At 60.6% G+C, this 21,969-nt stretch carries 21 protein-coding genes; 7 read left to right on the forward strand and 14 right to left on the reverse strand.

What is annotated here, in order from left to right; translation table 11 throughout:
- Positions 1–281: 281 nt before the first annotated feature.
- From CDA56_RS07895 to CDA56_RS07935, 9 genes are all read right to left on the reverse strand, one after another.
- Positions 282–1,685: a DUF1996 domain-containing protein gene (locus CDA56_RS07895; RefSeq protein WP_102803437.1), complete on the reverse strand. Its 1,404-nt coding sequence runs from the start codon at positions 1,683–1,685 to the stop codon at positions 282–284.
- Between the two features lie 80 nt (positions 1,686–1,765).
- Entirely contained in the window at positions 1,766–2,503 is a 738-nt protein-coding gene (locus tag CDA56_RS07900; protein WP_102803438.1) for a purine nucleoside phosphorylase YfiH/LACC1 family protein, read from the reverse strand.
- 120 nt (positions 2,504–2,623) lie between these two features.
- Positions 2,624–3,820 (reverse strand): 3-(3-hydroxy-phenyl)propionate transporter MhpT, encoded by a 1,197-nt coding sequence (gene mhpT / locus CDA56_RS07905; protein ID WP_104011303.1) that lies wholly within the window; start codon positions 3,818–3,820, stop codon positions 2,624–2,626.
- A 74-nt stretch (positions 3,821–3,894) separates the two neighbouring features.
- Entirely contained in the window at positions 3,895–4,911 is a 1,017-nt protein-coding gene (gene mhpE / locus CDA56_RS07910) for a 4-hydroxy-2-oxovalerate aldolase (protein ID WP_004851699.1), read from the reverse strand.
- Positions 4,908–5,858 (reverse strand): acetaldehyde dehydrogenase, encoded by a 951-nt coding sequence (gene mhpF / locus CDA56_RS07915; RefSeq protein ID WP_102803440.1) that lies wholly within the window; start codon positions 5,856–5,858, stop codon positions 4,908–4,910. The genes mhpE and mhpF overlap by 4 nt, the downstream gene beginning before the upstream one ends.
- The gene (gene mhpD / locus CDA56_RS07920; RefSeq protein WP_004851704.1) at positions 5,851–6,657 is read right to left on the reverse strand and encodes a 2-keto-4-pentenoate hydratase; all 807 of its coding nucleotides are present in this window, start codon (positions 6,655–6,657) and stop codon (positions 5,851–5,853) included. The genes mhpF and mhpD overlap by 8 nt, the downstream gene beginning before the upstream one ends.
- A gap of 9 nt (positions 6,658–6,666) precedes the next feature.
- Complete coding sequence (mhpC, locus tag CDA56_RS07925) at positions 6,667–7,533, reverse strand: 2-hydroxy-6-oxonona-2,4-dienedioate hydrolase (protein WP_102803441.1); 867 nt, start codon at positions 7,531–7,533, stop codon at positions 6,667–6,669.
- Between the two features lie 17 nt (positions 7,534–7,550).
- Entirely contained in the window at positions 7,551–8,495 is a 945-nt protein-coding gene (gene mhpB / locus CDA56_RS07930) for a 2,3-dihydroxyphenylpropionate/2,3-dihydroxicinnamic acid 1,2-dioxygenase (protein ID WP_102803442.1), read from the reverse strand.
- 1 nt (position 8,496) lies between these two features.
- Complete coding sequence (locus tag CDA56_RS07935; RefSeq protein WP_102803443.1) at positions 8,497–10,161, reverse strand: bifunctional 3-(3-hydroxy-phenyl)propionate/3-hydroxycinnamic acid hydroxylase; 1,665 nt, start codon at positions 10,159–10,161, stop codon at positions 8,497–8,499.
- A gap of 190 nt (positions 10,162–10,351) precedes the next feature.
- On the opposite strand from CDA56_RS07935, the gene CDA56_RS07940 reads away from it, so the two are divergent.
- The 4 genes from CDA56_RS07940 to CDA56_RS07955 all read left to right on the forward strand — a co-directional run bounded on the left by CDA56_RS07940 (position 10,352) and on the right by CDA56_RS07955 (position 14,060).
- Complete coding sequence (locus tag CDA56_RS07940) at positions 10,352–11,158, forward strand: DNA-binding transcriptional regulator (protein WP_102803444.1); 807 nt, start codon at positions 10,352–10,354, stop codon at positions 11,156–11,158.
- A gap of 97 nt (positions 11,159–11,255) precedes the next feature.
- The gene (locus CDA56_RS07945; protein ID WP_032720596.1) at positions 11,256–12,314 is read left to right on the forward strand and encodes an ABC transporter substrate-binding protein; all 1,059 of its coding nucleotides are present in this window, start codon (positions 11,256–11,258) and stop codon (positions 12,312–12,314) included.
- Positions 12,307–13,311 carry a FecCD family ABC transporter permease gene (locus tag CDA56_RS07950; RefSeq protein ID WP_014229702.1) on the forward strand — a complete coding sequence of 335 codons (1,005 nt, stop codon included), beginning with the start codon at positions 12,307–12,309 and terminating at the stop codon, positions 13,309–13,311. Before CDA56_RS07945 ends, CDA56_RS07950 begins: the two co-directional genes overlap by 8 nt.
- Positions 13,311–14,060, forward strand: coding sequence for an ABC transporter ATP-binding protein (locus CDA56_RS07955; RefSeq protein WP_025108205.1), 750 nt, complete (start codon positions 13,311–13,313; stop codon positions 14,058–14,060). Before CDA56_RS07950 ends, CDA56_RS07955 begins: the two co-directional genes overlap by 1 nt.
- Here CDA56_RS07955 and CDA56_RS07960 read toward each other — a convergent pair.
- From CDA56_RS07960 to CDA56_RS07975, 4 genes are all read right to left on the reverse strand, one after another.
- On the reverse strand, positions 14,044–14,784 hold the full coding sequence (locus CDA56_RS07960) for a substrate-binding domain-containing protein (protein WP_102803445.1): 741 nt from the start codon (positions 14,782–14,784) through the stop codon (positions 14,044–14,046). The genes CDA56_RS07955 and CDA56_RS07960 overlap by 17 nt on opposite strands.
- A 59-nt stretch (positions 14,785–14,843) precedes the next feature.
- Positions 14,844–15,680: a shikimate dehydrogenase family protein gene (locus tag CDA56_RS07965; RefSeq protein WP_077254493.1), complete on the reverse strand. Its 837-nt coding sequence runs from the start codon at positions 15,678–15,680 to the stop codon at positions 14,844–14,846.
- A gap of 31 nt (positions 15,681–15,711) precedes the next feature.
- Complete coding sequence (locus tag CDA56_RS07970) at positions 15,712–17,031, reverse strand: MFS transporter (protein ID WP_004851724.1); 1,320 nt, start codon at positions 17,029–17,031, stop codon at positions 15,712–15,714.
- A 79-nt stretch (positions 17,032–17,110) separates the two neighbouring features.
- A complete protein-coding gene (locus CDA56_RS07975) occupies positions 17,111–18,964 on the reverse strand; it encodes a bifunctional sugar phosphate isomerase/epimerase/4-hydroxyphenylpyruvate dioxygenase family protein (protein WP_038424636.1) in 1,854 nt (617 codons plus the stop codon).
- A 126-nt stretch (positions 18,965–19,090) separates the two neighbouring features.
- Between CDA56_RS07975 and CDA56_RS07980 the strand changes: the two genes are divergently transcribed.
- Positions 19,091–19,729: a TetR/AcrR family transcriptional regulator gene (locus CDA56_RS07980; RefSeq protein WP_014229708.1), complete on the forward strand. Its 639-nt coding sequence runs from the start codon at positions 19,091–19,093 to the stop codon at positions 19,727–19,729.
- A 23-nt stretch (positions 19,730–19,752) separates the two neighbouring features.
- On the opposite strand, the gene fumD is transcribed toward CDA56_RS07980, so the two are convergent.
- A complete protein-coding gene (gene fumD / locus CDA56_RS07985) occupies positions 19,753–19,965 on the reverse strand; it encodes a fumarate hydratase FumD (RefSeq protein WP_004851729.1) in 213 nt (70 codons plus the stop codon).
- Positions 19,966–20,277: 312 nt separating this feature from the next.
- Here fumD and ynhH point away from each other — a divergent pair, with 312 nt between their 5' ends.
- The gene (gene ynhH / locus CDA56_RS31660; RefSeq protein ID WP_418772212.1) at positions 20,278–20,478 is read left to right on the forward strand and encodes a protein YnhH; all 201 of its coding nucleotides are present in this window, start codon (positions 20,278–20,280) and stop codon (positions 20,476–20,478) included.
- Positions 20,475–21,887, forward strand: coding sequence for a pyruvate kinase PykF (gene pykF / locus CDA56_RS07990; protein WP_004119183.1), 1,413 nt, complete (start codon positions 20,475–20,477; stop codon positions 21,885–21,887). Before ynhH ends, pykF begins: the two co-directional genes overlap by 4 nt.
- Positions 21,888–21,969: the final 82 nt, after the last annotated feature.

Here is a 21,969-nt window from a genome sequence, read left to right on the forward strand (position 1 = left end):
TACTGTCCGGTTTATCACATGAGAAAGAACGGCGGTCCGGTGCAAAGGATCTACGGAACAGGCGCGAAAGCCTAAGCCCGGACACGGCATCCGGACCGCCATCAGAGAGAACTGGCCGGTTCTTTCTGACGGAGTAATCATACAAGCCCGGACAGATGCGCAGCATCGCCTCCGGGAAATTATGCCGCACTGCGCTTTGCTCCCGGGGGCGGCGCAAGCGCCTTGCCCGGGCTACGGGTTCACCACCGTCTGCGAACCCGTCGCCCGGGGAAGGGCCGCAATCAGATCTCCGGGGTATTTTTAAAGCCCATCAGCATCAGCATCGGCTCCTGCTGCGCCCCCGCCGGGTCGAAATGGTAGCGATTGCCCTGACGGTCGCCGCCGATATACCACGAGATCTCGGTTTTGCCTTCCGCCAGCGCCTTGCGCACCGCTTTATCGACATCCACCATCCGGTATTCGCGTTTGGAATTGAGGTACAGCGACGCCTCCGAGCTGTAGTTACAGGGCGGGCGATGATTCCAGGTCACGCTGTTCGCGCTCCAGTCGTTGCTCGCCGGATAGAAAAAGATCTGATCCGCGCCGTTGGTTTCCACTTTTCCGCCGTAGATCCGCAGCTGATATTTAAACAGCGAGGCGTCCTGATCCTGCGGCAGCGGCGGGATAGGGAATTTCACCAGCGTCATGGTTTCCGGATTGTGCGTGCGCCCGCCGTTTTGCCAGTTATCGCTGACCACCAGGTTTTCCGGCGCGGGATGGGCGACCGTCGGCGCGGTGCTGTCCACCAGCGCATTCTCCTTCACCGTCGTGAAGCGATACGGCACCGCGCTGCCGCAGTCGATCCCTTTGTTCATGCAGCGCTCGGTCATATAGTGCGCCCCTTCCACCGTCCAGCCGTTCATAAAATCCGCGTGCGCCGTATAGATACTGCCCCAGCGCTCTTCGCGCTTCTCACCGTCCATGATCGGATCCAGGGAGAGCTGAATCTTCGCGGTATCCAGGGATGTAATCTGCGGCAGAACGTAGGCCACATTCATATTCACCGTCGGGATTTTCACCGGATAGTCGCTCGGACAGGCGCCGTTGACGTCGTATGCCGCGTTACTATGTCCGTGAGCCGGTTTGAGGTTGACCCCATCCCAGCAGTTGGGGAACTGAATACCGATATTAAACTGTACCGCATCGCCACCTTTACGCAGCCCACAGACTTCCCCGGCCTGGTTGCTGTAGCCTTTGCCGTTAGCGCACAAAAAGGTGATGCGCGAGCTGGGCGCCGAACCGTGGTGATCGCCCGCCAGCAGTTCGAGACCCGCCGGGAACGGGTGCAGCGGATACTGTTCCACTTTGGTGGTCTGATAGTAGGTTTTTTGATACGCCGGCGTCACCACCTGACCATCCGGCAGCTTCATCGACGGCACCCAGTAGGCGGAACCGTCGGCCTTGTTATCGCAGGTGGTTTCCGGCTGGTCGCGCAGCGTCTGATAGGTGGAAACTGCATCGGTATGGGTATTGCCAAAAAAATCATGCCACATGGCCTGATTCGGTTTGCCGAACATCATGATGGCGTCATCGCCCAACGTATGGTGATAAGCGCAGACCACGTGGGCCTGCGGGCCGGCATGAGCGGAAAACGCGCCGGCAACCAGCAGCGGCGCGAGAGTTAAAGTGAACGCGTTCAATTTCATTTTGCAATCCTCCTTGTTTGAAGGAGTGCAGAGATAGCAAACGCCCGCCGATGTTACACATCATCAAACATCATTTCGTCTCATCGGCCCGCCCCATCAGGCTCGCGCATGATCCATGAGTACTGAAATGACTTCGGCGCCGGGAAATGCGTGCGCCGACGAAACGACCCCAGCCGCTGCGGCGTGCAGTAGGTGCAGCTCCCCAGCCACTCCATGTTTTCCTCCGGCACGCCCGCGCTGCGCAGCAGGAGGTGGGCAAAGGCCCGCAGATCGAACCACGCATTGTCGCCCGCGGTCGCTTTCGCCTGCTCCCCCTCCGACGCCGCCTGATGGGACAGGAAGAGCTGCTCCCGATGGCGTTTTGCCAGCTCGCCGGCGGGCATCGCCAGCAGCGCCTGGTAGAAGTCGCCGGTGACTTCATAGCAGCAGGGGTGAATATGCGGCCCGCTCACCACCACCAGATCTTGCGGGTCGACGTGATAACGCTGAAACAGCGCAAGGCTATTTTCGATAATCCCGCTGGCCGCGCCGCGCCAGCCTGCGTGCACGCTGCAAACATAGCGCCCATCGCGCGACGCCATCAGCAGCGGCAGACAGTCGGCGGTCACCACGCCCATCTTTTGCCCGCTGACGGCGGTAAACATCGCATCGGCGTGGGGGCGCTCCGCCTGCGGCGCCCGATACTCATGTACGATATTGCTGTGAACCAGTTTAACCGGCGCCATTTCGCTATAGGGAAAGGCGGCGGTTTCATGAACGTCGAGAAAGGTGTAGCGGATACCGGGGATATCGCTCAGTAAGCGGGATGTAAAAGACATGATGCTCGGAAGAATCAATGGATGATGATTTAACCTATGCCAAAGTAGAGAGATGCGCAAGGCGGATTCCCGGGCAAGGCGCGGCTTTACCGCGCCGCCCCCGGGAATCAGCGAAAATGCTCAGGCCAGCGCCGTGCGCTTTTGTCGGCTCATCAGCCAGAACACCGCCGCGCCCGCCAGCAGAATGCCGGGAGCGGACGCGGCCATCACCCCGACGGTGCCGGTGCCCAGCGCCAGCATTTTGCCCGCCAGCAGCGGACCGCTCATCGCGCCGAGACGGCCAATCGCCACCGCCGTCCCTACGCCGGTGGCGCGGATTTCGGTGCGATAGAACAGCGGAGCCAGCGCGTAAAGCACGCTCTGGCCGCCGGTGGCAAACAGTCCGGCGACAAAGCCGGAGAAGAGCATTGCGGTCAGCGAGGACGCGGTCCCCAGCGCCAGCAGCGACGCCAGCATGCCGGTATAGATCAGCAGCGACATCCACAGCGGGCTGAGCTTATCCATCAGCGCCCCCAGCAGCAGCGTGCCGCAGGCGGCGCCGAACTGCAGGACAAACATCACCCCCGCCGCCTCGCTGGGGCTGAACCCCTGGCCGACTAACAGCATCGGCAGCCAGTTGATCAGCATATAGACCACCAGCAGCGTGAAAAAATAGCACAGCCACAGCAGCAGCGTGGCGGTAGCGTTGCCCGGCGCGAGGAGCGTGCGCAGCGGCACGCCCCGCGCGCTGCGCTGAAACACCGGCGATTCCGGCAGCCAGCGCAGCAGCAGCGGCACCAGCAGCAGCGGAACGATACCGCCGATCCAGAACACCGTTTGCCAGGCCGCGGCAAGGCCGAAAAAGCCCAGCGCCGCCGCCAGCGCCGCGCCGATGGGGACGCCGCAGTACATCAGGCTGACCGCCCTTCCGCGAAAGCTGGGGCCGGCGGCCTCGGAGGTTAAGGCAATCAGATTCGGCAGCGCCGCGCCCAGGCCGACGCCGGTCAGCAGCCGGGCCAGCAGCAGCGTGGGATAATTCCACGCCAGCGCGGTAGCGATTGAGAACAGGCCAAAGAGCAGCACCGAGCCCAGCAGAATTCGCTTGCGGCCATAGCGATCCGCCAGCATGCCGCCCACCAGCGCGCCGGGCAGCAGGCCGAGGATCCCGGCGCTGAAAATCCAGCCCATCTGCATTTTATCCAGCGCGAACGCCTGCGCCATGCCTACGGCGGCGATGCCTGCCGCCTGCAGATCCAGCCCTTCCATCAGGGCCACCATAAAACAGAGCCCGACGGTTAACATCAGGCGCGAATTGCTTGCAGTCGTTGTTTGGGTCATAGGGTACCTTTGCGATATCCGGACAAGCGGAGCAGGTGAATGGCGGCTGATACGTTGCCAGCCGCGCGTTGCTTTTATTTGCTGCGGTTAAGCAGATCCAGCGCGACGTCGACGATCATATCCTCCTGACCGCCCACCATCCGCCGCTTGCCGAGCTCGACGAGGATATCCACCGCGCTCAGGCCGTAGCGCCCGGCGGCCGCTTCGCTGTGGCGCAGAAAGCTGGAGTAAACCCCGGCATAGCCCAGCGCCAGCGTTTCGCGGTCAACCCGCACCGGGCGATCCTGCAGCGGGCGCACCAGCTCATCGGCGGCGTTCATCAGAGCATACAGATCGGTACCGTGATTCCAGCCGAGCTTATCGGCGGCGGCGATAAACACCTCCAGCGGCGCGTTGCCCGCCCCAGCCCCCATCCCCGCCAGGCTGGCATCGATACGGTCGCAGCCCTCTTCCACCGCGGCGATGGAGTTGGCCACGCCGAGACTGAGGTTATGGTGCGCGTGCATCCCGGTGGCGGTTTCCGGCTTCAGCACCGCCTTGAGGGCGCGGAAGCGATCGCGAATATCGTTCATGTTCATCGCCCCGCCGGAATCCACCACGTAAATACAGGTGGCGCCGTAGGATTCCATCTTCAGCGCCTGCTGCGCCAGCTGTTCCGGGGAGGTCATATGGCTCATCATCAGGAAGCCGACGGTGTCCATGCCCAGCTCGCGGGCGAAGGCGATATGCTGCGCGGAAACATCCGCCTCGGTGCAGTGGGTCGCCACGCGCACCACCCGCGCCCCGGCCTGATACGCGTTTTTCAGGTCGTGCAGAGTGCCAATGCCGGGTAGCAATAAAGTGGCGATCTTCGCCTGGCTGACCGACTCCGCCGCCGCCTCAATCCACTGCAGGTCGCTGTACGCGCCGAAGCCGTAGTTAAAGCTGGAACCCTGCAGACCGTCGCCGTGGGCCACCTCTATCGAATCGACGCCCGCGCAATCCAGCGCCCGGGCAATCTGGCGCACATTGTCGAGCGAGTATTGATGACGAATCGCGTGCATCCCGTCGCGCAGGGTCACGTCTGAGATATAGAGTTTTTTGCCGTTCATGCTGCTTCTCCCGCCGCGTCGTTCATCGCCTGGACCATTTTTTCCGCCGTCTCCAGCGCCGCCGACGTCATAATATCGAGGTTACCCGCGTAGGCTGGCAGATAGTGCGCCGCCCCTTCGACCTCGAGATAAACCGCCGTTTTCAGGCCCGAGAAGCGGCCGACGCCCGGCAGGTTTACCGGTTTATCTTCCGGGATGACCTCAAACTGCACCTGCTGCTTCAGGCGATATCCCGGCACGTAGGCCTGCACCGCCGCCGCCATCTCGGCGATCGACGCGGCAATCGCCTGCTGCGATGCCGCTTCGCTCAGGACATAAACGGTGTCGCGCATCATCAGCGGCGGCTCCGCCGGATTCAGCACGATAATCGCTTTGCCTTTCGCCGCGCCGCCCACTTTCTCAATGGCCTGCGAGGTGGTTTCGGTAAATTCATCAATGTTGGCGCGCGTCCCCGGCCCGGCGGATTTGCTGGCAATTGAGGCGACGATCTCCGCATAGTGCACTTTTGCCACCCGAGAGACCGCCGCCACCATCGGGATGGTGGCCTGGCCGCCGCAGGTCACCATATTGACGTTGCCTTCGGCCAGATTGGCCTCAAGATTGACCACCGGCACGCAGTACGGGCCGATGGCCGCCGGGGTCAGGTCGATCACCCGGATCCCCGGCCTGGCTTCCCGCAGCGCGGCGTCGTTTTTCACGTGCGCTCCGGCGCTGGTGGCGTCAAAAACCACATCGATATCGGCGAATTCCGCCATCTGCATCAGGCCGCCAACGCCCTCGTGCGTGGTGGCGACGCCCATGCGCCGGGCGCGGGCCAGGCCGTCGGACTCAGGGTCGATGCCGACCATTACCGCCATCTCCAGGTGCTGCCCGTGGCGCAGAATTTTGATCATTAAATCGGTGCCGATATTGCCGGAGCCGATAATGGCGACTTTACGTTTACTCATCACTCTCTTCCTCTTTGGCGACAAAGGTCGCCGCCACTGAACCTAAACCGTCGATATGGGCGGCAAAACGATCGCCGGCGGTAATCGCCACCATCGGGCCTAACGCCCCGGTCAGCACGATATCCCCCGCCCGCAGCGGCTCGCCGAGGCTGGCCATTTTGCGCGCCAGCCACACCGCCGCGTTCAGCGGATGGCCAAGACATTCGCTGCCGCGCCCGCTGGAGACCTCTTCCTCGTTACGGGTCATGCGCATCGCGCAGTTTTTCAGATCCAGCCCATCCGGGCGCCGCGCCGGGCTACCCAGCACGTAAACGCCGCAGGAGGCGTTATCGGCGACCGTATCGACAAAGCCAATCGACCAGTCGCGAATACGGCTGCCGACCACCTCCAGCGCGGGAAGCACCCAGTCGATGGCGGCGTACAGTTCATCAAAGGTGGTATCGGCATGCGGCAGATCGCGTTTCAGCACCAGGGCGATTTCGGCCTCCACTTTCGGCTGCAGCACCCGGGAGAACGGCACATCGGCGTTATCGCCGTAGCACATGTCGGCAAACAAGGTGCCGAAGTCCGGCTGGTCAACGCCCAGCTGCTGCTGCACTTTAGGATGGGTCAGCCCCACCTTGCGTCCCGCCACCCGGCGGCCGTTCGCCACGTGGTGCTGCACGTTCATCCGCTGGATGGCGTAGGCCGCTTCCGCGTTGTCAACGCCGAGCGCATCGCGCAGCGGTTCAATCGCCTGGCCGCGGCTTTCCGCCTCACGCAGACGCTGCGCTAGTTGTTCAAGAGATAAGGTTGTCATCAGCACTCCTCAGGTACGCGCCAGAAAATCGAGCACCAGCTGGTTAAAGCTCTCCGCGTGCTCCCACTGCGCCCAGTGACCGCAGTCGCGATAGATATGCAGTTCGGAACCGTTAATGCCCGCCAGCAGGCGCAGCCCGGCGTCCATCGGTACAAAGCGATCGTTACGCCCCCAGACGATCAGGGTCTGCGCGCGGATTTCGCCGAGACGCGGGCTAAAATCCGGGAACTGCTTCGGGTTCGCTTCCAGGCTTTGGACGAAATTATCCAGATGCTCCCGGCGCGACAGCATATTATTGAGGCGCGCTTCAAACAGCGCGTCGGTCAAATCGCGGGTATCGAAGACAAAGATGTTCATCATCTTTTTCAGGTTTTCGATGGTCGGCTCACGGTACAGGCCGTTCAGCAGCTTGATGCCTTCCGTCGGCATCGGCGTAAACAGGCTCATACCGCCGGTTCCGCCGCCCATCAGCACCAGTTTGCCGACGCGCTCCGGCCAGCTGAGGGTAAAGGCCACCGCGCTGTGTCCGCCCATCGAATTGCCCAGCAGATGCACTTTGCTGATATCCAGCTGGTCAATCACGCTTTTCAGCACCCTGGCGTTCAGGTCGGAACGGGAGCCGCGGTTGACGATAGAATCGCTTTTTCCCCAGCCGGGGCAGTCCAGCAGAATGACCCGGTAGCCCGCCTCGACCAGCGGGTCGATATTGCGGTTAAAGTTGGCCCAGCCGGTAGCCCCGGGGCCGGAGCCGTGCAGCAGGACCACGGTTTCGTCGCCCTCGCCGCAGTCATTAAAATGGATGCGTAATGTTTCTCCGCCCTCTTCCACGTTGAGGAAACGGCTGGTGGCGGCTTCGGTTTGCGGTTGGTAGCTCATCATATTCTCCCGTTAATTCAGTTCTGCGCGGCGGCGCTCAGCGAGCCAAATCCGGCAATCCACTCGGGGATTGGTCGGTAATAGCGGCCTTCGCAGCGCCAGCGGCCAAATGCGGATAGCGCGGCAAAGGCGGCCACCCAGGCTTTAATTTCGTGCGTCGATTTCCCGGCCATTGCCGACAGCTCTTCGTTACTGACGGCATCCAGCTCCGCCAGCCGCCCCTGCTCCAGCAGGCTCATAAAGCGGGTATCCCAGACGGGGTTGAGCGGATAGAGCGAGTTCTGGTCCTCGATAAACTGCTTCGCCGCGCTAATGACCCGCTGCTGGCGCAGTTCACGCTCGTCCGGCGGCAGCTGCCTGCCGCTGCCCAGCAGCCGGTCGCGCATATGGGCATCGGCCTTCGCCAGCTCCGGTACCGGCGGCTGATGCGACAGGCCGCCGGAGCCAAGGATTAATACCCGTTTATTGAGGGTGGTCAGGAAGCGGCCAATGGCTTCGCCCAGCATGCGGGTGCGCTGAAAGCCCGGCAGCGGCGACGCCACGCCGTTGATAAACACCGGCAGAACCGGCAGGGTATCCAGCCCGCCGAGCAGGAACTCCAGCGGTTGCGCAAAGCCGTGATCCACCTGCATGCAGTAGGAGACCGCCAGATCGATGCCCTCTTTCATCACCGCGTGGGCGCAGGCCTCCGCCAGCGCCGTCGGCACCGGCAGAACGCCGCTGGCGCTGCTGAAGTCGCCGATAGCGGTCGCCCCGATGCCTAAACAGAACGGCGGCATCACATCGTAGAAAAAGCCGTTGTAGTGATCGGGAGCAAACAGCACCACCAGCTCCGGGTCGAAGGCGGCAATGCGCGCCCGCGCGTCGGCGATAGTGCCGTTCACTTCGTCCAGTACCGCCTGTTCCGGGTCAACGTAGCCCACCAGCGGGGTATGGGAGAGGCAATGAAGATACGCGTTCATATCAGGCCACCTGTTCAATCGTTGTTGCCGCCTGCGCGGAAGCCAGCTGCATCTTGCTCGCCAGCGCGTCGAGCTTTTTGCTCAGGGTTTGCGGGATGGCCACGGTGGCGACGAAGCGGTCCGGACGCACCACGGCAATGGCGGTATCGTGCTGCGCGAACCAGCTTTTCAGGCGGTTTTGCGTATCGCCGACGCGGATAACGCCGGGCACGTTGTCCTGATCGCAATGAATCTGCACCTCCGGCACCACCTGGATAAAGCGCACCCCGACCGCGCGCCAGCGGGCAATTTGCTCATCGTTGAGCCCCCACTGCGGATTACAGCCCCAGGCGATAATGGCGAATCTGGCGCCAATCACCTCATCGAGCAGCGTCACCTGCCCGTTTTCCAGCGTCACCTTCGGCTGGATAAACATTTTGCCGACCGGGGACGTTTTGCTTTCGCCTTCCGCCAGCAGCGCGCCGTCGCGATACTGCGGCATCGGCTTGAAACGCATTTCAAGGAAGTAGCGTTTAACCGGCGGCAGATAGTTGAGCAGCCACGAAACGCCGTCGCGCACCGCGCCGTGCCAGCGTTTCGGCGGCGCCAGGACGTTGCCGGCGGTGACCGACAGGTCGATCATCGCTTTGGCGTGATCGCGCCGCTCCTGCTGGTAGCTGTCCAGCAGCGCCTCTCCGGCTTTGCCGTTCACCACCAGCGCCAGCTTCCAGGCCAGGTTAAAGGCGTCGCGCATACCGCTGTTGTAGCCCTGCCCCTGCCACACCGGCATGATGTGCGCCGCGTCGCCCGCCAGCAGTACGCGATCGACGCGAAAGCGTTCGGCGATGCGCGCGTTGTGGGTGTAGACGCGCTGGCGAATCAGCTCGACGTTATCCGGGTCCGGCAGCACCTTGCTCAATAGCTGGCGCATCTTGCGCGGCTCGCTGAGCTGGGCTTCGGTTTCGCCGGGCATGACCATAAATTCGAAACGCCGTACCCCGTGCGGCAGCGCGGCGGAGACGTACGGGCGCACCGGGTCGCAGCACAGGTAGACGTGCGGCGTCGCCAGCGGATCGTTGGCGATATCAATAACAATCCATTGATTCGGCGCGGTTTTGCCTTCGAAGGGAATATTCAGCGCGCGACGAATGAAGCTGGCTCCGCCGTCGCAGGCCACCAGCCAGTCGGCGCGCACGGTTTCCCGCTCGCCGTCGCTGCCTTTGACGTTCAGGGTGACACCGTCACTATTCTGGCTAAAGGCCTCTACTTCGCGGGAAAACAGGCAGCGCACGTGGGGGAAACGGCTGAGGCCGTCGTACAGCACCGCGTCCACCTGCGGCTGAATAAACGCATTGCGGCGCGACCAGCCAAACTCGTCGGTCATTGGCTGAATATCGGCAAAGCAGCGCCCTTTCGGGGTGAGAAAGCGCATCGCGTGCCACGGCGTAGTATGCGGCAGCACGTTGTCGACCAGCCCCACCGCCTGCATCGCCCGCAGCGCCTCATCGTCGATACCGATGGCGCGGGGATAATCGATCAGCGACTCGAGCTTCTCAATCAGCACGACGCTGACGCCCATCTGCCCGAGGTAGTTGGCGATGGTCAGGCCAACCGGACCGGCGCCGGCAATAGCGACCTGCGCGCTGTGCTGTACCGCGGGTTGGATATCAGGATTGGATGTTGTCATTTTCAAAACCTCACGCTTCGGACAAATTGCCGTCACCGCACAACCTTCAGCAGGGCAATTTGTTAACTAAATGTGAATTTATTTTTATTGTGAGGTCAGTATAGGGTCGGTGATTTGCGCTACAATCAAAACATTACCGGATGAGCACCAGGTGCACATGATTGTTTATAATGATTTTTATTGAGGACGCATGAACGAAAACGCTTCGGCAGATTACAAAACGGTGCGCGGATTGAGCCGCGGATTATTGTTATTAAATTTGTTAAATAAATTCGACGGAGGCGCGACGGTCGGCACCCTGGCCGAGTTTAGCGGCCTGCATCGCACGACCGTCAGGCGGCTGCTGGAAACGCTGCAGGACGAGGGTTACGTGCGCCGCAGCCGCTCCGATGACAGCTTTCGCCTGACGATTAAAGTGCGTCAGTTAAGTGAGGGATTTCGTGACGAACATTGGATTTCTGCCCTCGCCACGCCGCTGCTTGGCGAGCTGCTGCGCGAGGTTTTATGGCCGACAGACATCACCACCCTGGACGTCGATGCGATGGTGGTGCGCGAAACCACCCACCGCTTCAGCCGCCTCTCCTTCCACCGGGCGATGGTCGGCCGCCGCCTGCCGCTGCTGCTGACCGCTTCGGGATTAACCTGGCTGGCCTTCGCGCCGGAACATGAACGAAGCCCGATTGTTGAGATGCTGGCCGCCCGCCCGGAAGCGGAGTATCAGCTGGCGCGCGAGCCGGAAAAACTGGCCGCCATCCTCGCACGCACCCGGCAAAACGGCTACGGCGAAAACTTTCGCGGCTGGCAGCAGGAGGAGAAAATCGCTTCCATTGCCGTCCCCATTCGCCGCCAGCAGCGGGTTATCGGCTGCCTGAACCTGGTCTATATGGCCAAAGCCATGACCATTGACCAGGCGGCGCAAAAGTACCTCACCTCGCTGCAGAAGGTCGCTGCCCGCATAGAAGAACGGATGTCCGATGAAGAGGTGTTTTATCAATAACCTTGTCCATAGGGGGTAAATCGCCCGTCAGCCATTGCGCCCGGACTCGTTATATATTTTAATATACAACGATTTTTCCTTTGCCGCTGAGCCCATCATGTCCAGACATCCGCGCGTTTTCTTTGCTATGGCGCTGTTAAGCGCCAGCCTGTTTGCCGGTCAGGCCTTTGCCGACCGCACCCTCACCGACCAGCTGGGTCGTGAAGTCACCCTCCCCGACCACGTCACCCGCGCCGTGGTGCTCCAGCATCAGACCTTAAACCTGCTGGTGCAGCTTAACGCCGCTGACGACGTCGTCGGCGTCATGAGCAGCTGGAAAAAGCAGCTTGGCCCGCAGTTTGCGCGCTTTATGCCGGCTATTGAGACACTACCTATGCCGGGCGATCTGACGCAGGTCAATATCGAGAGCCTGCTGGCGCTGCATCCCCAGGTGGTGTTCGTTGCCAACTACGCGCCGCAGGCGATGATCCAGCAGATCCAGGACGCCGGGATCCCGGTGGTGGCAGTCTCTCTGCGCCAGGATGCCGCGGGTGAGAAAAACAAAATGAACCCGACGATGGCCGATGAAGAGCTGGCCTATAACGAGGGGCTGAAACAGGGGATCCGCCTGATTGGCGAAGTGGTCGGCCGTCAGGCTCAGGCCGAAGCGCTGATTCAATACACCTTCAGCGCGCGCAGGCTGGCTAACGCGCCGGTTGCCGATATCCCGGAAAACGAGCGGGTGCGGGTATATATGGCCAATCCGGACCTCAACACCTACGGCTCGGGCAAATATACCGGCCTGATGATGAAGCACGCCGGGGCGCTGAACGTTGCCGCCGCCAGCGTAAAGGGCGCGCGCCAGGTCTCGCTGGAGCAGGTGCTGCAGTGGGATCCGCAGGTGATTTTCGTACAGGACCGCTACCCGGAGGTGGTCAAACAGATACAAAACGACCCGCAGTGGCAGAGCATTGACGCGGTCAAAAATCACCGCGTGTGGCTGATGCCGGAATACGCCAAGGCCTGGGGCTACCCGATGCCGGAGGCGCTGGCGATCGGCGAGCTGTGGATGGCGAAAAAACTCTACCCCTCACGCTATAACAGCGTCGATGTCGAGGCGAAGGCGCGGGAGTACTATCAGCGTTTCTACCGCGTGAAGTGGACGCCGGATGCGTAGTCATCGTCATCCGGCCCTGCTGCAATGTACCCTCGCGCTGGTGACGATCGTGATTGCAATCGCTTCACTCTGCCTCGGGCAGTATCCGTTAAGCCTGGCGGAAGTTTTTCGCCAGCTGGCGCATCTTTCTCCCCTCGACGGCGTCGCCGGCCAGGTCGTGTGGTCGGTGCGGCTGCCGAGGATCGTGATGGCGCTGCTGGCCGGCGGCGCGCTGGGGCTATGCGGGGCCACCTTACAGGGCGTATTCCAGAATCCGCTGGTGGACCCGCATATCATCGGCGTCACCTCCGGTTCCGCCTTCGGCGGGACGCTGGCGATTCTGCTGGGGCTGAACGCCGCGCTGATGATGGCCTCGACCTTTCTCTTCGGCCTTGCCGCGCTGATGCTGGTCTATCTGATAGCCGCGCTGCAGGGGCGCGAAAGCACCCTGGTGCTGATCCTCTCAGGCATTATCCTCAGCGGCTTTTTTGCCGCCCTGGTGAGCCTGATGCAGTACCTGGCCGATAGCGAAGAGACGCTGCCGAATATTGTTTTCTGGCTGCTCGGCAGCTTCGCCACCGCCAGCTGGCACAAAGTCCTGCTGATGGCGCTACCGGTAGCCTGCGCCGCGATGGTGCTGTTTAAGCTCCGCTGGCGGATTAACCTGCTGGCGCTGGAGGAGAAAGATGCCCGCGGTCTGGGGGTTGCGGTGACCGGGCTGCGTCGCGGGGTGCTGGTGTGCTGCGCGGTGCTGGTCGCCGCTCAGGTGGCGGTCAGCGGCAGCATCGCGTGGGTCGGGCTGGTGATCCCGCATCTGGCGCGGCTGCTGGCCGGCGCCGACCACCGGCGTCTTCTCCCTACCGCCTTCTGGCTCGGCGGCGGTTTTATGATCGTCGTCGATGACCTCGCCCGCACGCTGATCCAGGCCGAAATCCCCATTGGAATCATCACCGCGCTTCTTGGCGCGCCGCTGTTTACCTGGCTGCTGGTGCAGTCGCGACGCACAGGCGCGCGCTGATGACCCTTTCCCTACAGTTAAGCGACCTGCTCTACGGCCACAGCCGACCGCTGTTCGCACCGCTGAACCTGCAGTGCCGTTCCGGCGATATCTGGGCGGTGCTCGGCGCTAACGGCCGCGGCAAAAGCACTCTGCTCGATACCCTGACCGGCGTACTGACGCAGCTCGGCGGTGGGTTTACCTGCGCGGGCGGTCTCGCCATCGTGCCGCAGCATTTTCGCCCGGCTTTTGGCTGGCAGGTGCGCGACGTGGTGCTGATGGGACGGGCGCGCCACGTTAATCTGTTCGCTCAGCCAACAGCGGAAGACGAACGTGAGGTGCAGAAGGCGCTGGCGCAGCTGGGGATCGCGGCGCTGGCCGACAAGGCGTTTTGCGCGCTGTCCGGCGGCCAGCAGCAGCTGGTGCTTATCGCCAGGGCGCTGGTGGGCGCCAGCCAGAATATCCTGCTGGATGAACCCTGCTCGGCGCTGGATCTGGCCAATCAGCAGCTGGTGCTGCAGCTCATCAGCGACCTGGCCCATCGCCAGAAGCGGACGGTGCTGTTTACCACGCACGATCCGACCCACGCCCTGCAGGTGGCGAACCAGACCTTGCTGCTGCTGCCCGACGGTGAATGGCTGGCGGGAGAATCAGCCGCCGTACTGACGGAAGCGAATCTTCAGCGCGCGTATGGTTTAGCGGTACGCAAAGTCCATCCCCCCGGGTCGGCGCTGCCGCTGCTGGCTCCGCAGTTTACGATTCGTCGCTGATAGGCAAAAAACCGGCGTCTTTCAGTAAGCGCTGCCCCTCCGCGCCGAGGATAAAGCGGCACAGCCGCTGCGCCCCGGCGCTCTGTTCAATCTGCGCCAGCAGATAGTCGCAGCGAACATTCCACGCCGGCGGAATAAGCTGCGTGCGCAGATCGCTGCACGCCGCCATCTGCGCGGCGTAGTGCGCATAGCCGATAAACAGGTCGGTTAAGTTTTCACGGATCAGCCACGCCCCGGCGATTTCTCCCGCCGGCACCGGCAGCGAGTCGCGGCCGCCTACCAGCGGACGCGCGCGCGCCATCATGGCGGCGCCGACGCCGGGACAGCGCTCTTCAATGTGGGAGAAAAGCTGCCAGGTGTAGTCGCCTGAAGGGTCGCAGCCCGGCGTTGAGGTTGCCAGGCGTAGGTCCGGGTCGCTGAGCAGCGCCAGCCACTCCCGCGTCTCGGTTGTTGCGCCGCGGCGGGCGGTCAGCATCAGCTGATTCCGGGCGAACAGATAGCACGCCCCGGCCAGCCCGGCCTGACGCAGCGCCTGCGGATGTTGGCTATTGGCCGAGGCGAACACCGAGCACGGCTCTCCGCCCTCAATGCGCTCGCGCAGCAGCCCTGCCGGACCAAAATGGACCTCGACCGGGATGCCGGTCTGTTGCTGAAAGCGCGCCAGCAGCGGAATGAAAGCGCTTTTCAGGCTTCCCGCCGCCAGCAGCGTTAGGGAGGGAGTCATAAGAACCATCGCTATATAGTCATAAATACAGCGCTATAATAACGCAGGTTCAGGTCATTTCAGTAGCGAATTTCCGCCAGTTCGCGCAGCTGTTCCGGCGTCGCCACCGGCAGGTTAAAGAAGCGCAGATAGGCCGGGATCATTTCAAACAGCATGTCGGTGCCGCGCTGAATGGGGCAGCCCGCCGCCTGCGCCGCCTGCAGTAGCGGAGTGAACTCCTGGGCCATAACCACTTCACCGACAAAGGTGCCCGGCGTCAGGCGCTGCGGGTCCAGCGGCAGCGGATCGCCCTCTTTCATCCCCAGCGGCGTGGCGTTAACCACCAGATCGTGCCCCTGCGGATCGCGCTGCATCAGCGTAATGTCCAGCCGAGGATAGTGCTCAAGCAGACGCCCGGCCAGCGCTTCCGCCGTCTGCGAACAGATATCGTACAGCGTCAGGGCGCTGACGCCCGCCGCCGCCAGCGATGCGGCAATGGCCGAGCCGACGCCGCCGCTGCCCACCACCAGCGCCCGCGCCCCTCGCGTCTGGAAACCTTTACGCGTGATACCGAGGACAAAGCCTTCGCCATCAAACATATCGCCGCTCAGCGTGCCGTCGGCTTCGGGACGGATCGCGTTACAGGCGCCCGCTATCGCCGCCGTTGGGCTAAGATGCTGCACCAGCCCGCAGGTGGCGATTTTGTGCGGCATGGTGACCAGCGCGCCAATAATATTGGTCATCTTAAACAGCATCGGCACAAAGGCGGCGTAATCCTCAGGCTTGACGCCCATCGGCACCACTTTGGCGTCAACCTGCTGATGAACCAACCACGGGTTGTAAATCATCGGCGCTTTAAACTTCGCGGTCGGATAGCCAAGATGCGCTATCAGCCGCGTATTTCCACTAATCACCATTCCCTGCTCCTTTAACAACGACTGCATCACGTTACTGCGAAAGTTCGATACGCTTGACATCGCCCAGGATAAAGACATAAGCCGCCACGCCCAGCAGCGCTGCGCCGCCGATATAAATCAGCGCGTAAAAGAAGTTGCCGGAGGCGGCAACAATGAAACCGATAATCAGCGGCGTCAGGATCCCGGCGAGGTTAGCGCAGAAGTTAAACAGGCCGCCGGTCAGACCGCCAAGGCCTTTCGGCGCGATGTCGGAGATCAACGTCCAGCCCAGCCCGACCATCCCCTGACCAAAAAAGGCGAACGACATCACCAGAATTACCGCCAGATCGCTGGTCAGCCAGTTGGCGGAGATAATGGTGCTCGCCATCAGCAGACCGGCAATGATCGGCAGCTTACGCCCGAGGTTCGCCGAGCCGGTGGCCTTCAGCAGCTTATCGGAGACCCAGCCGCCGAACATCACGCCGCCCGCCGCCGCCAGAAACGGCATGATGGCGAAGAAGCCGACCTTAATCCACGGCATATGGCGCTCGGTGGCCAGATAGGTTGGAAACCAGGTCAGGAAGAAGACCAGCACCGTATTACCGGCAAACTGCCCGATGCTGGCGCCGAGAATCTGCCGTTTCGCCAGCAGCTGGCGGATCAGCGGCCAGCTAAAGGCGGTATGCTGCTCTGCGCCGGTGGACATTCCGCCGCCGTTGACGATGTGCTCGCGCTCCAGCTGATTGAGGTGTTTATCCTCATGCGGCTCGCGATAGCAGCGCCACCACACCAGCGCGAACATCACGCCGGCGGCGCCGACGCTAATAAACAGCGCGCGCCAGCCAAAGCTGCCCATTATCCAGAACAGCAGCGGCGCAAAACAGGCCAGCCCGAGATATTCGCCGACGGTATAGACCGCCGTCGCCTTAGCGCGCTCCTGCTGCGGGAACCAGGCGCTCACCACCCGGCTGTTCACCGGGAAACAGGGGGCTTCGCTGACGCCGAGGCCAAAACGGCACAGCAGCAGGGTTTTCAGGCCGACCGCCAGGCCGTGGAACATGGTGAATAGCGACCACAGGGTCAGCGCCAGAAAATAGGTGACTTTATTACCGAAGCGGTCAAGGAAGATGCCGCCGGGGATCTGCGCCAGCGCGTAGGTCCAGGCAAAGGCGGAGAATACGATGCCCATCATCGCGGCATCAATACCCAGCTCTGCGGTCAGCTGCGGCGCGGCAATCCCCAGCACCGTGCGGTCGAGATAGTTGATCATGGTGCCGACCGCCAGCAGCGCAAGGATACCGATACGCCGCCGGGAAGGCCGCGCGCCGGACGCGGCGGCGGCCGTCGTGTGATTATGGCTATAAGAGTTCATAGTCGTTTCCTGTCATAGGGTACAGCCGGATGTTGTTATTGTGTTTGCGACGTTGGGTTGTGAACCATTTGCTACATTACTAGGTGTACTGCATTGCTGACAAGCGTACAGCTGCATTTACAGCACCATAAAGTGCGTAACCGTTGCGCCGCTCGGTCAGTTCAAAGAAAAAGCGTCCGGCAGAAAACGGGCGGGTATATAGGTGCAGGAATTCACCGCCGCTTCCGTCACGATCGTAAAGAATTTGATGATTCTTCAGCAGGTTGACCTGAACATCCTCGCCAAAACGGGCCAACAGATCTTCATAGTAGTTCGCCGGGATCGGCAGCGCGTTGACCGCAACCGGAGCCAGGCTGGCGAGCGTGGAGGGTAAATCGTGGCAGGCAAACGCCGCGTGCTGTAAACCTGCTCCCTGATAACAGGCTACCGAACGGGCAATTTGCGTGGCGCGGCTTTGCGAAATATTGAGCGCGAGACGAATGTCGCCCTGCGGACTGCGCACCGCCAGGCTGCGCACCAGCCCGTAAGGATCGGGCAGGGTCTGCTCATGTTCGAGCGTAAAGCCGAATACGGTGCGGAAAAAGATAATCCAGTTATCGCGGCTGTCCGCTTCCATGCCGAGTGCCAGGTGATCGATACCCCGATAATCGTCGCGCGGCGTGACGTTCGCGCGCAGATGAAAATCGCGGGTGTAGATATCGTCCCCCATCTCAATCAGATAAATAAGGCTGCCGTCCGGGGCGCAAACCGCCGGGATGGGGCTTTCGTTCGGCCCGGCATCGCCCTGCCAGGTGGCGTAGCCTAAGGCGCGGGCGCGTTCCACGATCGCCGCGCTCTGGCTGACGCGCAGCGCCATGGCGCAGAGGGAAACCCCGTGGCGCTGGTGAAAATGATCGGCCCAGCTATGCGGCTGGGCGTTAACCACCACCCTCGCCCCGCCGTTGCGCCAGAGGGCGACGCGTTTTGAGCGATGCGTCCCCTCTTCGGCAAAGCCGAGCTGCGTCAGCCTGTGTCCGAGTTCGCCCGCCTGCGCCGGCGTGGCGGCAAACTCGATAAACTCCAGCCCGGCGTAGAGGGGCAGTTCAGCGGAGGAAAACAGCGGCGCCCGGCTTTCCGGCAGCCGCTGACGGACCTGCTCTTCCAGCCACAGCAGCGAGCGATAGCCATCTTTCGCCGTCGCGCCGTTGGGCGATGCGCGGAAGCTGTCGTTAAAGATCTCCAGCGACCAGGGGCCGCAGTAGCCGCGGCGGGTAAGATCGCAGGCAAACTCCACCAGCGGCAGCTGCCCCTGGCCGGGAAAACAGCGGAAGTGGCGGCTCCATTCGAGAATATCCATTTTCATCAGCGGCGCGTCGGCCATCTGTACAAAGGTGATTTTTTCCAGCGGCACATCCGCCAGCTGCGCCAGCGTATCGCCGCGCGCCAGCACGTGGAAACTGTCGAGCACGATGCCCAGCGCCGGGCTATCGACGCTTTTGACCCGCGCCCACGCCTGATGCCAGCGGTTGACGTGGGTGCCCCAGGCCAGCGCCTCGTAGCCAATCGTGATGCGTTCCTGCTCCGCCAGCGCAGCAAGGGCGCGTAAGTCGGCGACCTGCAGCTCGACATCGGCGGAACAGTCCGGCTGAACGTTGCTGCACAGCAGCAGGGTGTCGCAGCCCAGCTCGTGCATAAGCGCAAATTTGCGCCTGGCGCGTTCCATGTTGGCGGCAAACTGGGCGCGGCTGGCGCCTTCAAAATCACGAAATGGTTGAAAAAGCGTGATTTTTAGTCCTAAATCTGCCGCCAGGTGGCGGATATCGGCCGGCGTACCGGTATAATAGAGCAGATCGTTTTCGAAGATTTCGACGCCCTGATAGCCCGCCGCTGCGATGGCATGGAGCTTTTCGGGTAAGGTACCGGAGATCGAGACGGTGGCGATGGAACGCAACATAGAGTCCTCGGGTCATTAGCTGACTTAATGACCTGAATATGTATCATTTGGTTCAAATGCGCCATGATTGGTTGCAAAATTGTGATCAATATGTGTATTTTTTGCATCTCAAGAAAAGGAGCCGTTATGTCCGTCGTTGCTCATGATGAAGCGCAGTCTCTGAAAGAGCGGATCTTCGCCGCCGCCATTACCGTTTTCGCCGAGCATGGACTGTCGGGCGCGCGGATGGAGCAAATCGCCACCGAAGCGCAGACTACCAAACGCATGGTGGTCTACTACTTCAAGACCAAAGAGCTGCTTTATCAGGCCGTGCTGCAGCACGTCTACGCGAGGATCCGCGAAACCGAGCAGCAGCTCGGGCTGGAAAACGTACCGCCGGTAGAGGCGCTGGTGCAGCTGGTGAAGTGGAGCGTGCGCTATCACGCCACGCACGCTGACTATATGCGGGTGATCTGTATGGAAAACATGCAGCGCGGGAAATGGCTGAAAAGTTCAGGTCAACTGAAACCGCTGAACCGCACCGCCCTGTCGATCCTGGAAGATATTCTTCAGCGCGGGCAGCAGCAAGGGGTGTTTCAGGCAGGGCTGGAAGCGCGCGATGTACATCGATTGATCAGCAGCTTTAGCTTCTACCAGGTATCAAACTTTTATACGTTCAGCAGCCTCTACCTGGACGATCCGATGCCGGCTATTGATGATGAAGCGATGGTCGCCCACCACTGCGATATTGCCGTCAAGGCGGTTATTCGCTTTGTCATTTCCTGAAGCGCGCGGGAAGCGTCCGGCGGCTAGTTTCCGGAAAGCGCATGGACCACCTTCTCCATCGCTTCCTGCGTCAGCGCGGAACGTTTGATTTTCGGGTTCGCCAGGGCGGTACGCACCACGCCGGCGATAACGATATGCTTTGGCTCCTGACCCAGGTCGCGCATCTCCAGCACGACTTTGCCCACTACGCGGCACATTTCCTGATACAGCGCCTCATCTTTGGCTGTGTTTCCCATTCTATTTCACTCTCAATTTTTCATTATCAATCAAATCATTATTGATATATTTCCTGAGTAAATCAAACCAGCTCCGCGTTTGCGCCTCAGAGACTGCTTTTCCCTGGCAAACTTGTGAATAAACCCGCGTTTCCGCCCTCTTTATCTTGTCAGGTGATGAAAAAATGTGTTGCGCATAAGCGTAGGATTAGTTTGCATTTTGTTAAGTATATAACTATAGAAATGAAACATGGTTTTCATTTTCTTTTTTGGATTTGGCAACGTATAATGCCCAACAAATTCTTATTGAATGGTTTCAGCGCATTGGATTGCATGACTAAACGCATAACACGTTGCCTCTTTTCATGGGCTGAACCGCCAGCACACATTCTTCTGCACGCTCTTTTGTTGTCACCTATCCTTAGAGCGTGGCATAGCAACTTTCGTAATACAGGTTTAACTCTGCGGCAGTGCGCCCACGGAGTCAGATTCCCCATCCCTATCCTTCACAACTTAAAGATTAAACTGTCATGAAAAAGACCAAAATTGTTTGCACCATCGGTCCGAAAACCGAATCCGAAGAGATGTTGACCAAAATGCTGGACGCTGGCATGAACGTTATGCGTCTGAACTTCTCTCACGGTGATTACGCGGAACACGGTCAGCGCATCCAGAACCTGCGCAATGTGATGAGTAAAACCGGTAAGAAAGCGGCAATCCTTCTGGATACCAAAGGTCCGGAAATCCGTACCATTAAGCTGGAAGGCGGCAACGACGTTTCTCTGAAAGCGGGCCAGACCTTTACCTTCACCACCGACAAATCCGTTGTCGGTAATAACGAAATCGTTGCGGTGACCTATGAAGGTTTCACCAGCGACCTGAGCGTCGGCAACACCGTACTGGTTGACGATGGTCTGATCGGTATGGAAGTCACCGCTATCGAAGGCAACAAAGTTGTTTGTAAAGTACTGAACAACGGCGACCTTGGCGAGAACAAAGGCGTTAACCTGCCGGGCGTGTCTATCGCTCTGCCAGCGCTGGCCGAAAAAGACAAGCAGGACCTGATCTTCGGTTGCGAACAGGGCGTTGACTTTGTTGCGGCCTCCTTTATCCGTAAGCGTTCTGACGTTGTTGAAATCCGTGAACACCTGAAAGCCCACGGCGGCGAGAAGATCCAGATCATCTCCAAAATTGAAAACCAGGAAGGCCTGAACAACTTCGACGAGATCCTCGAAGCCTCTGACGGCATCATGGTTGCGCGTGGCGACCTGGGCGTTGAAATCCCGGTTGAAGAAGTGATCTTCGCGCAGAAGATGATGATCGAAAAATGTATCCGCGCGCGTAAAGTCGTTATCACCGCGACCCAGATGCTGGATTCTATGATCAAAAACCCGCGTCCGACCCGTGCGGAAGCAGGCGACGTGGCTAACGCCATCCTCGACGGCACCGACGCAGTTATGCTGTCCGGCGAATCCGCAAAAGGTAAATACCCGCTGGAAGCGGTCACCATCATGGCGACCATCTGCGAGCGTACCGACCGCGTGATGACCAGCCGTCTTGAATACAACAACGACAACCGTAAGCTGCGCATCACCGAAGCGGTTTGCCGCGGTGCGGTTGAAACGGCTGAAAAACTGGAAGCGCCGCTGATCGTTGTGGCAACCCAGGGCGGTAAATCCGCGCGCGCCGTACGTAAATACTTCCCGGATGCCACCATCCTGGCGCTGACCACCAATGAAACGACCGCGCGTCAGCTGGTGCTGAGCAAAGGCGTTGTGGCGCAGCTGGTTGAAGATATCTCTTCTACCGATGCCTTCTATATCCAGGGTAAAGAGCTGGCGCTGCAGAGCGGCCTGGCGCGTAAAGGCGACGTGGTTGTTATGGTCTCCGGCGCGTTGGTCCCGAGCGGAACCACCAATACCGCTTCCGTGCACGTGCTGTAATAATTTACAGGTTAATTAGTATTTCCTTTAAAAGCGCCTCTTCGGGGCGCTTTTTTTTATTCTGGCACTAGCCGCTATTAAT

Origin of the sequence: Klebsiella michiganensis (assembly GCF_002925905.1) — a bacterium.
Lineage (GTDB): Bacteria > Pseudomonadota > Gammaproteobacteria > Enterobacterales > Enterobacteriaceae > Klebsiella > Klebsiella michiganensis.